We start from the raw sequence: 13,969 nt of genomic DNA, 5'->3' as shown, positions 1-13,969 counted from the left end.
ATGCGGGAACCGGCCGCGCCGACTGCCAGGTGGCAGGGCTTCGGGTCGGCAGGGGCTTCTGGGTGGCAGGGGCTTCGGGCCGTCAGGGCACGCGGCCCAGCACGGACAGGCTCTTGGTGAGCCGCCCGCCGGGTGCCGGCAGGTAGCCCGCGGCCCGGAACAGGGCGAGCGCCGCGGGACGGTCGATGAACGCGGACAGCCGGACCTCCGATCGTCCGGCCGCGGAGATCTCCTCCTCCAGCGCCACCACCAACTGTCGGCCGAGGCCCCGGCGCCGGTACGCGGGCCGGACGTACAGCCGCGCGAGGATCGCTACCTCCGGGCCGGCCGACCGCCACGCGCCGCACGCCACCGCCCGGCCGTCGACGATGCCGACGAGGTGCTCCCGGCCCCAGGGGATGCCGGCCGCCAGGCCCAGCTCACGCTGCTGAGCGACGACCAGCGCGGTGAGTTCGGGGTCCAGACCGGGCCGCAGTTCGATCAGCATCGGATCACGGTAAACAGCGCCCGTTTCCGGCGGGTTGCGGCAATCTGGCCGGGAACCTATGTGTCCGTGTCGCCGGGGTCATCCGCGCCGGTCTCGGCGCCCGCAGCGGTGGTGATCCGGCCGTCTTCGGACAGCACCAGCAGCTCATCGTCGGGACGCTGGCGACGCGCCTTGCGGGCGGCCAGGCGTTGCGCGGCGGTGGCCCGGCCGGACGGCTCCGCCAGTCGTTCGTCCGTACCGCGCTTTCCGGCGACGTACTGCCCGGCCGTGGGCTGCCAGTCGAATTCCCGGTCCGCGATGCGCACCGGGTCGCCGGGGTTCGCGCCCTGCTTGGCCAGCGCCGCTTCCACGCCCAGCCGCTCCAGCCGGTCGGCCAGGAAGCCCACCGCCTCGTCGTTGTCGAAGTTCGTCTGCCGGATCCACCGCTCGACCCGGGTGCCCCGCACCACCCAGACGCCGTCGGCGCCCCGGTCGACGGTGAAGCCGGAATCGTTGACCGCGCGGGGGCGCACCACCGTCCGGGTGGGTTCGGCAGGCGGCGCGGCGAGACGGTTCGCGGCCACCGCGTCGGCCAGCGCGTAGGTCAGTTCCTTGAGGCCTTCCCGGGTGGTGGCGCTGACCTCGAACACCCGGTAGCCGCGCGCCTCCAGGTCCGGACGGACCAGTTCGGCGAGCTCCCGGCCGTCCGGGAGGTCCATCTTGTTGAGCACGACCAGGCGGGGACGGTTCTCCAGACCGCCGTACGCGGACAGCTCGGCCTCGATGGCGTCCAGATCCGCGACCGGGTCGCGTTCGATCTCCGGTGCGGCCGGATCCAGCACGTGCACGAGCACCGCGGTGCGCTCGATGTGCCGCAGAAACTCCAGTCCCAGACCCTTGCCGGTGGCCGCTCCGGGGATCAACCCGGGCACGTCGGCCACCGTGAACGTCTGATCACCGGCCTGCACCACGCCCAGGTTCGGCACCAGCGTGGTGAACGGGTAGTCGGCGATCTTCGGCTTCGCCGCGGACAGCACCGAGATCAGCGACGATTTTCCGGCCGAGGGGAAGCCCACGAGCCCGACATCGGCGACGCTCTTGAGCTCCAGCACCACCTCCAGTTGATCGCCGGGCTCGCCCAGCTCGGCGAAGCCCGGGACCTTGCGGCGCGTGCTGGCCAGTGCGGCGTTGCCGCGACCGCCGCGACCGCCGCGGGCCGCCTCGAAGCGAGCGCCGGCCCCGACCAGGTCGGCCAGGATCTCGCCGTCCATGCTCTGCACGACCGTGCCGTCCGGCACCGTCAGGACCAGGTCAGCGCCGTTCGCGCCGTCCCGGTTCGAGCCGGCGCCTCCGCCGCCGCGCGGCGCCTTGACGTGCGGCCGGAAGTGGAAGTCCAGCAGGGTGTGCACCTGCGGGTCGACGACCAGCGTGATACCCCCGCCGTGCCCGCCGTTGCCGCCGTCCGGACCGCCCAGCGGCTTGAACTTCTCGCGGTGCACGGAGACGCAACCGTGCCCGCCGTCACCCGCCTGCAGATGCAGCACGACGCGATCGACGAACATCGCCACTGGTGTCACTCCTCGCTGACAACGACAACGGGCCGCGAACCCCCGGAAGCGGAGGTCGCGGCCCGTTGTGACGTGTGTTGCTTACTCCGAGACCGGCACGATGCTGACGGTCTTACGCCCCCGCGTCCGGCCGAACTGCACGTTGCCCGCAGCCAGCGCGAACAGCGTGTCGTCGCCGCCGCGGCCGACCAGGGTGCCCGGGTGGAACTTCGTGCCGCGCTGGCGGACGATGATCTCGCCGGCGTTGACGAGCTGGCCGCCGAACCGCTTCACACCGAGCCGCTGCGCGGCGGAATCGCGACCGTTACGGGAGCTGGACGCACCCTTTTTGTGAGCCATGGCTTGTCCTACTTCCCGCTCGAGATGCCGGTGACCTTCACCCGGGTCAGCGGCTGGCGGTGACCCTGGCGCTTGTGGTAGCCGGTCTTGTTCTTGAACTTGTGGATCCGGATCTTCGGACCCTTGGTGTGCTCGGCGATCTCGCCGGACACCGCCACACTGGCAAGCTTGGCCGCATCGGTCACCAGGTCGTCACCATCGACGAGGAGCACCGCGGCGAGCGAGACCGCATCGCCGGGCTCACCCACGAGCTTCTCGACCTCGATCACGTCGCCCTCGGCAACCTTGTACTGCTTGCCGCCGGTCTTGACGATCGCGTACATCGGACGCGGACTCCCTGAGACTTACGCAGCGGAATCGCTGCTTGGCGGATGTTGCTCGACTTCCGTGCCGGCACCGGCCGATCGCGATGCCCGGTCAACGTTCCCACGGGGCGATGCTCAGTCGGTGCGCACCAAAGCGCGACGCCGGTAAAGCGCCGTCAGAAAGAGTACTTCATGGCCCGCGCCGATCCCAAACCGGGCCGGTCAGCCCTTCCCGCAGGCCTTGTCCAGCGTGGCGCTCAGCGCGGCCAGCTTACTGTCGTCCAGCTCGCGCACGTCGCCCTTGAGCGCGGTCACCTGCTTGCCCATGCGGGCCAGTGCCTTCTTCACCGTGGGGTCGTCGGCCAGCTTCGACATGTCGGTCAGCGCGTACGCGTAACTGTCCACGTCCCGGGCGGTCTTCTCCCGGGCCTTGGCGACCTGATCCTCGTCCTGCGCCGACGAGGACTCGATGAGCAGTTGCAGGTCCTGCGCGAAGACCGAGGCGAAGTTCTGCCCGGTGCGGGCAGCCTGGTCGCAGATCGCCTCGGTGTCAGCCGACAGCGCGGCATCACCGCCGGCCGCCGCATCGCCGCCCGAGCTGTCGGCGCCGGTGCTCCCGTCGGCGCCGGCCGACACGGTGGCGCCGGGCGTGGGCGCGGGACCTCCGGAGACACCGGCCGCGGGGCTCGGCGCCGCACCGGCGTCCGACGACGCCCCGGAGCAGCCCGCCGCACCGGCCACCAGCACACCGGCCATCAGCAGCGCCCCGGACAACAGCGGAACGGGCAACAGCGGAACGGGCGCGCGGCGCGCGGGGCGAACGGTCAGCGGGACGGCGGCGGCCAGGCGTCGTCGCATCGGATCGGATCTCCTCCGGGTGGGTGACCCGCCGAGGGTAGCGGACATCGATCGACGCCGGGCGGCTCGGAGTTAACTTTCTTTACCGAATCGCCCGGCGTCGTCCTCGATGCCGGATGACGGCCCGATCAGGGCCGGGTGCGGCGCCGGGTGCCGGGGCGGCGAGAGCGCCGCCGGCCGCCCGCTCCGGCGCCGACCGTCTCCTCATCCTCGTCGTCGCCCGCGGCGTCCGGATCGTCCGACCCGGTTAGCCGCATCGACTCGCCCACGCTCCCGGCCTCGTACCGGGAAAGGTCGTATCCGCTGATGTCGTAGTCGTCCACCGTGCCGGTGGTGAGGGCCGCCGCGCCAGCGGTGATGATGCCCGAACCGGCCACCGGCGGCGCACCCGCGACCTCGTCGGCCGGGTTCTCCGGCACCGCGGACGTCGGTGGGCCGACGTCCCCGGGCACATCGGTGACCGGCGCGTCGGCGACCTCGGCCAGCGGCTCCGCGAGCGCCGACGGCTCCGCGGCGGACGCACCGTTCGGCGCCGGGTTCTCCGCCGCGGCCCCGCGGCGGCGCCGCGACTTGCCAGACGGCGGCGCCTCGGCCTTGTGCCCGGCCGCCGCCACCGCCCTGACCTGCGTGCCCGCGCCCCCGGACCGCTTCTCCGGCACCGGTTCGGAGTGGATGACGAGGCCCCGGCCCTTGCAGTGGTCGCAGGTCTCGCTGAATGCCTCCAGCAGGCCGGCGCCGATCCGCTTGCGGGTCATCTGGACCAGTCCCAGCGAGGTGATCTCGGTGACCTGGTGCTTGGTCCGGTCCCGGCCCAGGCACTCGGTGAGCCGGCGCAGCACCAGTTCACGGTTGCTCTCCAGCACCATGTCGATGAAGTCGATGACCACGATGCCGCCGAGGTCGCGCAGCCGTAGTTGGCGCACGATCTCCTCGGCCGCCTCCAGGTTGTTGCGGGTCACCGTCTCTTCGAGGTTGCCGCCCGCCCCGGTGTACTTGCCCGTGTTGACGTCGACGACCGTCATCGCCTCGGTGCGGTCGATCACCAGGTGGCCACCCGAGGGCAGGAAGACCTTGCGGTCCAGGCCCTTGAGGATCTGCTCGTCGATCCGCTTCTCGGCAAAGACGTCGGCGGCGCCGGTGTGCCGGTGGAGTCGCTCGACCAGGTCCGGGGAGACCGAGTTGAGGTAGCTCTCCACCTCTGCGTACGCCTGGTCGCCCTGCACCACGAGCTCGCGGAAGTCCTCGTTGAACAGATCGCGGACCACCCGGATGACCAGGTCGGGCTCCTCGGACAACGCGGTGGGCGCGTGCCCGTCGGCGGCCTTCGACTGGATGTCCTCCCACTGCGCCTGCAGCCGCTTGACGTCGCGCGCCAGGTCGTCCTCGCTGGCACCCTCGGCGGCGGTCCGCACGATCACCCCGGCGCCGTCCGGCACCAGCTTCTTCAACACGTCGCGCAGGCGCTTGCGCTCGTTGTCCGGCAGCTTCCGGCTGATGCCCGAGGCGTTGCCGTTCGGCACGTAGACCAGGTGCCGGCCGGAGAGCGCGATGTGGCTGGTGAGCCGGGCGCCCTTGTGCCCGATCGGGTCCTTGGTGACCTGCACCAGCACCGCGTCACCGGAGCGCATGGCCTGCTCGATCGAGCGGGCACGCCCCTCCAGGCCGGTGGCGTCCCAGTTGACCTCGCCGGCATAGAGCACCGCGTTGCGGCCACGGCCCACGTCGACGAACGCCGCCTCCATGCTGGGCAGCACGTTCTGCACCTTGCCCAGGTAGACGTTGCCGACCATGGTGCCGGAGGTGGCGCGGGCCACGTAGTGCTCCACCAGGACGCCGTCCTCAAGCACCGCGATCTGGGTGCGGTCCTGCTTCTGCCGCACCACCATGACCCGGTCCACGGCCTCCCGGCGAGCCAGGAACTCCGACTCGCTCAGGATCGGCGGGCGGGTGCGACGCTGTTCCCGGCCGTCGCGGCGGCGCTGCCGCTTGGCCTCCAGCCGGGTGGAACCGGAGACACCCTGCACCTCGTCGCTGCGCCGCGGTTCGCGGACGCGCACGACGGTGTGCACGCCGTCCTCGGAGTCGGCGGCGTCGGTGTCGTTCGAGCCCTTGCGCCGACGCCGACGCCGACGCCGGGTCACCCCGTCGCCGTCGTCCGACTCGTCGCCCTCGTCCGAGGAATCCTCGTCGCCGCCGGACGCCGCAGCCGACTCGCTGTCGTCGCCCTCGTCGGCGGGTCCCTTGCCGCGGCCCCGGCCGCGGCGGCCACGGCGCCGACGGCGACGACCGCCGGAGTCCTCGGACTCCTCTTCGCCGTCCTCGACGTCGTCGGCGGACTCGTCCGCCTCATCGAGAACGGGCGGTGCGGAATCGGCCGCGGGGGCCTGCGCCGAGCCGCTCGCGGTCTCGTCGCTCGCGCCCTTGCGCCGACGGCGGCTCTTGCGGCCGCTCTCCGGCTGCGACTCGGTCGCGGCGGGCGTCTCGGTGGTGGTCTCGGTGGTGGCCGCCTCGGAGCCGGTCCCGGCGGCGGCCGTCTCCGCCGCGGTGCTCTCCTCGGACGCGGCCGGAGCGCCACGCCGACCGCGGCGGGTGTTCTTCGGCGCCGGCGTGGCATCGGCCGGATCGGGCGGCATGAACAGCACCGCGGGCGGACCGGCCGCGGCAGCACGGCGAGCGGGATCGTCCGACTCCGCCGCATCCTGGGCCGCCGCATCCTGGGCCAGGTCGGGCTGGGTGGGGTCGGGCTGGGTGGGGTCGGGCTGGGCCGCGGTCTCCGCGACTGCGGCGCGCGGCGCCGCCTTCCTCGCGGTGGACTTCCTCGCCGGCTTCACCGGGGCCGCCTCAGCGGCGGGCGACACCGTGGCATCCACCGGATCGGGCGATTCCGGCACGGCCGCCGGCTCGGCGGCCTTCTTCCGACGGCTGCGGGTGGCCTTGGCCGGCGGCGCCGCGGCGTCCGCCTGCTCCGCCGGCGCGGCGTCGGCCGGCGCGGCCTCAGCGGCGGGGGGCGCGGCCTTCTTCCGACGGCGCGTCGCCTTCACCGGTACCGCTTCTCCCGGTGCCGCTTCCCCCTGCGCCGGCTCTCCCGGTGTGGTGGGCGCGGCGCTGTCCGCTGACGCGCCGGCGGCTTCCGACGAGGCGGCGGTGGCCGCCGGCTTCCGACGCGACGGTCGACTCTTGCGGGTCGCAGTGCCGCTGTCGGCGGTGTCACCGGGCGGAGTCGTGGCTCCGCCCCGTTCACCGCCCTCGTCCGGCAAACCAGCGTGAGGCTCGTTATCGAGCATGGGCGCTCTCCAGTTCTGGCGTCCCCGGGCGCGGGTGAGCGCTGCCACGCAGGGTCGCCGCACGTTTTCGGTCCCTCCCACCGAGGGAGGCTTGCCGAAGTCTGCCAACGCGGGCGCCAGCCGATCGGCTAACGCCCTCCGATGGATGCGTCCTCGCGATCCGCCTCCAGCGGATCGACGATCTCCCCCTGCGAGGTGAGCAAACCTTGGGCCAGCCGGGTCACCCGAGGGGGCACCGGCGGCTCCAGGCCAGCCACCGCGCGCAGGCCGGAAAGGACGTCATCGGGTCGCACGGCGGGCGTAACCTGCCGGACGACAAGGTCGATTATCGCACACGGTGCAGCGCCAGCCTCGGAAGGTACGCCAGACCGCTCCTCAAGAACGATGCGCGTCACTGCCGCACGGGCGTCGAAGGCGCGCCGCCCCTGCTTGGTCATGCGTTCCACCTGCACGTCATCGGCCGCGCGGAACGCGTCCACCGCCCGGGCCGCCGCGGCCGGGTCGACCTGCGACAGCTCGATGCGCCAGCGAGACGCCTCGATCCGGTCGGCCAGCCCGGTCCCCTCCGACGCGACCACCGCCTCGATCACGTCCAGTCCCGGCGAGAGCGCGGCATCCAGCGCCGCCCGCAACCGCGCCGGATCGACCCGCTCACGCAGGCCGATCTCCAGATATTCCGCCTCGCTGGCCACGCCGGTCGGCGCGGCGGAGGCGTAGGAGATCTTCGGATGCGGCGTGAAGCCCTGCGAGAACGCGATCGGCACTCCCGCCCGCAGCAGGGCACGCTCGAACGCCCGAGCGAAATCGCGGTGCGAGGTGAAGCGCAGTGGGCCGCGCTTGGCATACCGGATGCGGATCCGCTGGACCACCGGGGCCTGGCCGCCGGGCGGCTGTTTCTTCGCCATGGTCAGGCCGGCACCCGCATCCCGTTCACCGGGGTCAGCGGCAACAGCTTCCGGCCGGTGGGACCGATCTGGATCTCGGTGTCCATGCTCGGGCACACGCCGCAGTCGAAGCACGGCGTCCACCGGCAGTCGTCCTGCTCGTACTCGGACATCGAGTCCTGCCAGTCCTGCCAGAGCCAGTCCTTGTCCAGCCCGGAGTCGAGATGGTCCCAGGGCAGCACCTCGGCCTGGTCACGCTCGCGCGTGGTGAACCAGTCCAGGTCGACCCCGAACTCCGGCAGCACCTCGGCCGCCGCCTCCACCCACCGGGCGTACGAGAAGTGCTCGGACCAGCCGTCGAAACGGCCGCCCTTCTCCCACACCCGCCGGACCACCGCACCCACCCGGCGGTCGCCGCGGGACAGCAGCCCCTCGATCAGCGACGGCTCGCCGTCGTGGTAGCGGTAGCCGATCGCCCGGCCCAGCGAACGATCCGAGTTGATCTCCTGCTTGAGCAGCTTGAGGCGGTGGTCGATGACCTCCGGCGAGGTCATCGGCGCCCACTGGAACGGGGTGTGCGGCTTGGGCACGAAACCGCCGATGGACACCGTGCAGCGGATGTCCTTGGTGCCCGCGGCCGCTCGACCCGCCTTGATCACCTCATGCGCCATCCGCGCGATCTGCAGCACGTCCTCGTCGGTCTCGGTGGGCAGGCCGCACATGAAGTACAGCTTCACCTGCCGCCAGCCGTTCGAGTACGCGGTGACGACCGTACGGATCAGGTCCTCCTCGGTCACCATCTTGTTGATGACCTTGCGGATCCGCTCCGAGCCGCCCTCCGGCGCGAAGGTCAGCCCGGTGCGGCGACCGTTGCGGGACAGCTCCTGGGCCAGGTCGATGTTGAAGGCGTCCACCCGGGTGGACGGCAGCGACAGCGAGACGTTCGAGTCGGCGTACTGGTCGGCCAGGCCGGAGCACATGTCGCCGATCTCGGAGTGGTCCGCGCTGGACAACGAGAGCAGGCCGACCTCGGAGAAGCCGGAGAACTCCAGCCCGTCGCGCACCATCTGGCCGACGGTGGTGATGGACCGCTCCCGCACCGGCCGGGTGATCATGCCGGCCTGGCAGAACCGGCATCCGCGGGTGCATCCGCGGAAGATCTCCACCGCGTAGCGCTCGTGCACCGTCTCGGCCAGCGGCACCAGCGGCTTCTTCGGGTACGGCCACGCGTCCAGGTCCATGGTCGTGCGCTTGGCCACCCGGAACGGAACATCCGGACGGTTCGGCACCACCCGCTGGATGCGGCCGTCGCTGAGGTAGTCGACGTCGTAGAACCGAGGCACATAGATGCTCTCCGTGCGAGCCAAGCGCAGCAGCAACTCGTCACGACCGCCCGGACGACCCTCGGCCTTCCAGTCCCGGAGGATGCCGGTGATCTCCAGCACTGCCTCCTCGCCGTCGCCGAGCACGGCGGCGTCCAGGAAGTCGGCGATCGGCTCCGGGTTGAAGGCGGCGTGCCCGCCGGCCAGCACGATCGGATCCTCAGCGCCGCGGTCGGCGCTGCGCAGCGGAATGCCGGCCAGGTCGAGCGCGGACAGCATGTTGGTGTAGCCGAGCTCGGTGGCGAACGACAGGCCCAGCACGTCGAAGGCGCGGACCGGGCGGTGCGCGTCCACGGTGAACTGGGGGACGCCGTGGGCGCGCATCAGTTCCTCCAGGTCCGGCCAGACCGCGTAGGTGCGCTCCGCCAGCACGTCCGGCAGCTCGTTGAGCACCTCGTAGAGGATCTGCACGCCCTGGTTGGGCAGCCCCACTTCATAGGCGTCCGGGTACATCAAAGCCCACCGGACGGTCGCGGCGTCCCAGTCCTTGGCCACCGCGCCCAGCTCGCCGCCGACATACTGAATGGGCTTGCTGACCCGGGGCAGTAAGGGCTCCAACTGGGGGAAGACGGAAGCGACGCTCATGGGACTCCAGGGTACGCGGCTCAGCCGCGCAGTTCCGCCGCGGCCTGCTCCACGTCGATCGCCAGCAGATCGTCCCGGAAGGCGCACAACTGCAGGGTCATCCGGGCGACGCCGCTCTCGCCGACCACCAGCCGGGTACGCACACCGTGCGAGTCGAATTCGCCCACCAGGGTGTCCAGGACGCGCACGCCGGAGCTGTCCAGGAACGAGACCGCGGTCAGGTCGATCAGCACCGCGGGCGCCGCGCCGCAGCCGCGGGCGATCGACTGACCGACCTCGGAGGCGTTCGTCAGATCGATCTCGCCGACCAGCCGGACGACGGCCGTGCCGTCGCGCTCCGTGACAGTCACCCACTGTTCGCTCATCGGGCCTCCCTGCGATCCTTCCGCAGGGTGACGGTGGTGCCGTTACTGCGGTCGATCGTGACACGGTCCATCATCCGCCGGATCAGGTCCAGGCCGCGGCCCTCGGGCTCGCTGTCATCCGGCGTACGCCAGACGCCGTGATCGGTGACCCGCACCTCGATCGCCTCGGCCGAGATCCGTGCAACCACCTCGACCTGGCCGAACGGGTCGTCGCGGTAGCCGTGGTCGATGGAGTTGGCGACCGCCTCGGACATGGCGAGCAGGATGGCCTGGGCGGATTCCTCGGCCACCTGGTGCCCGGCCAACCACCCGCGCAGGTCCTTGCGGAGCAGCGCGATCTGTGCGGGGTCCGCACCGATGGCACGTTCCAGGCGCTCCTCGGCGCCCAGCGCGAGGCAGAGCAGGCACACGTCGTCGGTGTGACCGCGGCCGACCATGGTGTCCGCCAGCTTGGCAGGCAGGCCGGGCAGCGGGGCATCCCGGCGCCGGGCGTACTCCCGGGCCAGGACCTGAAGGCTGGCGTCCAGCGGGCGATCACGTCGCTCGACCAGGCCGTCGGTGTAGAGCAGCAGCCGGCTGCCGCCGACGAGCCGCACGCGTCGCTCCGCCCGCGGTCGGCGGCCGGCCCGCGAGCCCAGCGGCGCGGAGCGCCCGTCGAACAGGAACCGTGGCGGCGCGGTGGGCTCGTGCAGCAGTGGCGGCAGATGGCCGGCGCAGGCGTACGTCATCTCGCCGGTGCCGAGATCCACCTCCGCGTAGGCCAGCGTGGTCATCCGCGCGCTCTCCACCCGGTCGGTGAAGTCGTCGAGCCGCTCCAGCAGACGCGCCGGACCCGCCTCGGCGGTCGCCAGCGCTCGCACGGCGCTGCGCAACTGACCCATGGTGGTGGCCGCGTCGATGCCCCGCCCCACCACGTCCCCGACCACCACGGCGAGCTTGTCCGTGTTGATCAGGAACACGTCGAACCAGTCGCCGCCGATCTCCAGGTCGTACCCGGCGGGCTGATAGTGGGTCTCCACCGCGAACCGCGAGTCATGCGGCGGCTCGCCGGCCAGCAGGCTGCGCTGCAGCGTCTGCGCGATCACCCGCTCCTGTTCGTAGAGCCGGGCGTTCTCCAGCGCGAGCCCGGCCCGGTCGGCCAGGTCGAGCAGGAAGCCCGCCTCGGCGGACGCGGTATGCCGGGCGGGTGTCATGCGCAGCGAGAGAGTGCCGATCACCCGACCGCGGGCGGTCAACGGAAGGACCGCGCAGTCCGGGCAGGCGCCCGATTCCGGGCCGGTGTCGAGGAAGCGCGGCTCACCGCCGACCGCCACCGCGTCGATGGTCTCGGTCAGCCACCCGGCGTCCGGTGAGGTCGATCCCGCCTCGGTCCGCATGCCGTCCGGGCCGACCCGCAGATCCACCGCTGCCCAGTCGGCGACCTCCGGGACCAGCCGGTCGACCAGCCGCCGGCTGCGCGGGCGGAGCCGATGCGTCTCCTCCATCGCCCGCGTCACGCTCACCAGGAAGGTGGCCCGCTCTTCGCTGCGGCGCAGGTCGTCATAGAGCCGGGCGCGGTCCAGCGCCTGCCCGGCCTGCTGGCCGAGCATCTCGGCCATGCGCAACTCGGTCTCGCTCAGCGCGCGCTCCTCGGCGAAGTCGAACGCAAGCACGCCGAGTACTTCCGGGCCGTCCTTCTCCTCGGTCCCGACGGCGCTGAGTGGGATCAGCACGGCCGTGTCACGCCCGTTGCGTCGCATTGTCGCGGCCAGGTCCGGGTAGTCGCGTTCCGCCTCGGACACCGAACCGGAGATGTGCACGGTGCCCCGCCGGGCCACGTCGGCGACGGCGTGCCGCGCCTTGAGGGACACGTCGTCGTGCCCGGCGGCGGCCGGATCGGTGGAGGTGACCGAGACCAACTGGGCACGGTCCGCGTCCATCAGCCAGACGCTGCTGGACGTGGCGCCGAACGCCGGCTCCGGTGCGCGGACCACGGCGGCAGCCGCCTCCGCCTCGGTCGGCGCGGCGGCCAAGTCCGCCACGATCCGCTGCAGGACGCGTACCCGCCGCTCGGACTCCTCGGCGAGCCGGCGGGCCGCCAGCAGCTCGCGTTCGTAGCCGCGGCGTTCGGTGGCGTTCAGGACCGTGGTGCGGATGACTCGTGGCCGGCCCGCATCGTCGCGGTGCATGACCGAGTTCACCAGCGCGGGCAGCCGCTCACCGTTCGCCCGCACGATGTCGAACGCGATCTCGTGCACGTCGTCCTGCATGGCCAGCAACGGCGCGTAGTGGGTCTCGTGATAGAGCTGCCCGCCGGTGCTGAGCAGGTCACGGAAGCGACGCCGGCCGACCAGGTCGCTGCGCTTGAGACCGGTCCAGGACAGGAAGGTCTCGTTGACCCGGACGATCGTGCCGTCCGGAAGCGTGGTGAGGTACCCACACGGCGCGTTTTCGTACAGATCGCTCGGATCATCTTCCCAGGGTGCCCAGAGATCCTGGGTTGCCTCGGGCTCGCTCATGTCCACGGCGCATCCGCGTCGAGGTCGTCGCCGAGGTAGCGCCGTATCGCCTCGATGGTCTCCTGCGGGGCGCTCAGATTCGGGCAGTGGCCGGTGGCGCGCATCGGGTGCAGGGTGCTGTCCGGCAGATGCCGGTGGACGAAGTCGCCCACCACCGACGGCGCGATCACGTCGTCGGAACACTGCAGGATCAAGGCGGGCACCCGCAGATTCCGCAGGTCGGCCCGGTTGTCCGAGAAGAACGTCACGCGGGCGAACTGCCGCGCGATCTCCGGATCGGTGCGGCAGAAGCTGTTGGTCAGCTCGGCGCCGAGCTCGGGCCGGTCCGGATTGCCCATGATCACCGGCGCCATGACGCTGGACCAGCCGAGATAGTTGCTGTCCAGCGAGTCCAGCATCTCCTCGATGTCGGAGCGCCCGAAACCGCCGACATAGCCGGTCGCCGGATCGTTGATGTAGCACGGGGACGGGCCGACCAGCACCAAGCGGTCGAAACGCTCGGGCTCCTCGATGGCGGCGAGCACGCCGATCATCGCACTGACCGAATGGCCCACGAAGATCACGCCGCGCAACGCGTAATCGTGAATGATCTCCAAGACGTCCGACGCGTACCCGCGAAGTTCGCTGTAGCGCTTCTCGTCGTACGCCGAGAGGTCCGAGGCGCCGCTGCCCACGTGGTCGAAGAGAACGATGCGGTGCGTGGCGACGAACGCCGGAGCGACCAGACGCCACATGTTCTGGTCACAGCCGAAGCCGTGGGAGAACATCATCGGGCGGCCGTCGTCGCGTCCGGTGATCATGACTGCATTTCTCTGCGTCGTTTTCATCTCTGGGTCACCATACGACCCCGCAATGGCCGGCACATCGCCCTCCTTGTGCGGCATTCATATTCCGTTTCCGGTTCCGGCTCCCCCGTCCGGTTGGCATGACCGGCCTAGCCTGGACCGAGACGCCTGACCCCCGGGGCGTCGGGAGGAGCCGACGGATGACCGACCAGCAGCCGGGCGCGGACACCCCGGCGGCCGGACTGTCCGACGAGACCACACCGGCCACCGATGAGGTGCCTGTCGAACCGGGCGACGCCCCGGTGACCGAGCCGACGACGGCCACGGCACCGGCGGCGTGGAGCGGATCGGCGCCGGTGCCGGTGCCGCCCGCCGAGCGCCGCCGCAAGGCGTGGTGGGCGCGGCGGCGTGACACGCCCGAACCCACCGCGGTCGACCCGGACGACTGGGCATCCGTGCCACCGGTCGACCCGTGGGCCGGTCAGGACACGCCATGGGATCCGCAGCTCTATGCCCCGCCACCGGTGCCGCCGGGCACCGAATCGACGGCGCACCCGGCCGAGTTGCCCGCCACCCGGGCCGAGCCGCCCGCCCCGCCGCCCACGCGGGCCGAGCGGCCCGCCCCGCCGCCCACGCGTGCCGAGCCGCCC

11 protein-coding genes and 1 pseudogene are annotated in these 13,969 nt (G+C 71.8%); 1 reads left to right on the top strand and 11 read right to left on the bottom strand.

All coding sequences use genetic code 11. The features are described 5' to 3' along the window. Nucleotides 1–82: 82 nt before the first annotated feature. The 11 genes from IEY73_RS28350 to IEY73_RS28300 all read right to left on the bottom strand — a co-directional run bounded on the left by IEY73_RS28350 (nt 83) and on the right by IEY73_RS28300 (nt 13,334). The gene (locus IEY73_RS28350) at nt 83–487 is read right to left on the bottom strand and encodes a GNAT family N-acetyltransferase (RefSeq protein ID WP_189082400.1); all 405 of its coding nucleotides are present in this window, start codon (nt 485–487) and stop codon (nt 83–85) included. A 56-nt stretch (nt 488–543) separates the two neighbouring features. Then, nucleotides 544–2,034, bottom strand: a complete 1,491-nt coding sequence (obgE, locus tag IEY73_RS28345) for a GTPase ObgE (RefSeq protein WP_189082399.1) — start codon at nt 2,032–2,034, stop codon at nt 544–546. A gap of 81 nt (nt 2,035–2,115) precedes the next feature. Then, a complete protein-coding gene (rpmA, locus tag IEY73_RS28340; protein WP_189082398.1) occupies nt 2,116–2,373 on the bottom strand; it encodes a 50S ribosomal protein L27 in 258 nt (85 codons plus the stop codon). 8 nt (nt 2,374–2,381) lie between these two features. Further along, the gene (gene rplU, locus IEY73_RS28335) at nt 2,382–2,696 is read right to left on the bottom strand and encodes a 50S ribosomal protein L21 (RefSeq protein WP_189082397.1); all 315 of its coding nucleotides are present in this window, start codon (nt 2,694–2,696) and stop codon (nt 2,382–2,384) included. 204 nt (nt 2,697–2,900) lie between these two features. Then, the gene (locus tag IEY73_RS28330) at nt 2,901–3,536 is read right to left on the bottom strand and encodes a hypothetical protein (protein WP_189082396.1); all 636 of its coding nucleotides are present in this window, start codon (nt 3,534–3,536) and stop codon (nt 2,901–2,903) included. A gap of 128 nt (nt 3,537–3,664) precedes the next feature. Beyond that, nucleotides 3,665–6,820, bottom strand: a complete 3,156-nt coding sequence (locus IEY73_RS28325; RefSeq protein ID WP_189082395.1) for an Rne/Rng family ribonuclease — start codon at nt 6,818–6,820, stop codon at nt 3,665–3,667. 128 nt (nt 6,821–6,948) lie between these two features. After that, nucleotides 6,949–7,725, bottom strand: coding sequence for a TIGR03936 family radical SAM-associated protein (locus tag IEY73_RS28320; RefSeq protein ID WP_189082394.1), 777 nt, complete (start codon nt 7,723–7,725; stop codon nt 6,949–6,951). A gap of 2 nt (nt 7,726–7,727) precedes the next feature. After that, the gene (locus IEY73_RS28315; RefSeq protein WP_189082393.1) at nt 7,728–9,671 is read right to left on the bottom strand and encodes a TIGR03960 family B12-binding radical SAM protein; all 1,944 of its coding nucleotides are present in this window, start codon (nt 9,669–9,671) and stop codon (nt 7,728–7,730) included. 20 nt (nt 9,672–9,691) lie between these two features. Continuing rightward, nucleotides 9,692–10,036, bottom strand: coding sequence for an STAS domain-containing protein (locus IEY73_RS28310; RefSeq protein ID WP_189082392.1), 345 nt, complete (start codon nt 10,034–10,036; stop codon nt 9,692–9,694). Then, nucleotides 10,033–12,534: a SpoIIE family protein phosphatase gene (locus IEY73_RS28305; protein ID WP_189082391.1), complete on the bottom strand. Its 2,502-nt coding sequence runs from the start codon at nt 12,532–12,534 to the stop codon at nt 10,033–10,035. The genes IEY73_RS28310 and IEY73_RS28305 overlap by 4 nt, the downstream gene beginning before the upstream one ends. After that, nucleotides 12,531–13,334, bottom strand: coding sequence for an alpha/beta fold hydrolase (locus IEY73_RS28300; protein ID WP_306661548.1), 804 nt, complete (start codon nt 13,332–13,334; stop codon nt 12,531–12,533). The genes IEY73_RS28305 and IEY73_RS28300 overlap by 4 nt, the downstream gene beginning before the upstream one ends. A 185-nt stretch (nt 13,335–13,519) precedes the next feature. Here IEY73_RS28300 and IEY73_RS28295 point away from each other — a divergent pair. Beyond that, nucleotides 13,520–13,969, top strand: a pseudogene (locus tag IEY73_RS28295) (hypothetical protein); the annotation flags it as partial.

This window comes from Mangrovihabitans endophyticus (assembly GCF_014646155.1).
In the GTDB taxonomy this organism is placed as follows: Bacteria; Actinomycetota; Actinomycetes; order Mycobacteriales; family Micromonosporaceae; genus Actinoplanes; species Actinoplanes endophyticus.
This window is presented reverse-complemented; position numbering and strand designations above follow the sequence as displayed.

Excerpts from the sequence above, each read along its gene's own strand:
- IEY73_RS28350 (WP_189082400.1), bottom strand. The coding sequence starts at position 487 with ATGCTGATCGAACTGCGGCCCGGTCTGGACCCCGAACTCACCGCGCTG.
- rpmA (WP_189082398.1), bottom strand. The coding sequence starts at position 2,373 with ATGGCTCACAAAAAGGGTGCGTCCAGCTCCCGTAACGGTCGCGATTCC.
- rplU (WP_189082397.1), bottom strand. The coding sequence starts at position 2,696 with ATGTACGCGATCGTCAAGACCGGCGGCAAGCAGTACAAGGTTGCCGAG.
- IEY73_RS28330 (WP_189082396.1), bottom strand. The coding sequence starts at position 3,536 with ATGCGACGACGCCTGGCCGCCGCCGTCCCGCTGACCGTTCGCCCCGCG.
- IEY73_RS28325 (WP_189082395.1), bottom strand. The coding sequence starts at position 6,820 with ATGCTCGATAACGAGCCTCACGCTGGTTTGCCGGACGAGGGCGGTGAA.
- IEY73_RS28320 (WP_189082394.1), bottom strand. The coding sequence starts at position 7,725 with ATGGCGAAGAAACAGCCGCCCGGCGGCCAGGCCCCGGTGGTCCAGCGG.
- IEY73_RS28315 (WP_189082393.1), bottom strand. The coding sequence starts at position 9,671 with ATGAGCGTCGCTTCCGTCTTCCCCCAGTTGGAGCCCTTACTGCCCCGG.
- IEY73_RS28310 (WP_189082392.1), bottom strand. The coding sequence starts at position 10,036 with ATGAGCGAACAGTGGGTGACTGTCACGGAGCGCGACGGCACGGCCGTC.
- IEY73_RS28305 (WP_189082391.1), bottom strand. The coding sequence starts at position 12,534 with ATGAGCGAGCCCGAGGCAACCCAGGATCTCTGGGCACCCTGGGAAGAT.
- IEY73_RS28300 (WP_306661548.1), bottom strand. The coding sequence starts at position 13,334 with ATGATCACCGGACGCGACGACGGCCGCCCGATGATGTTCTCCCACGGC.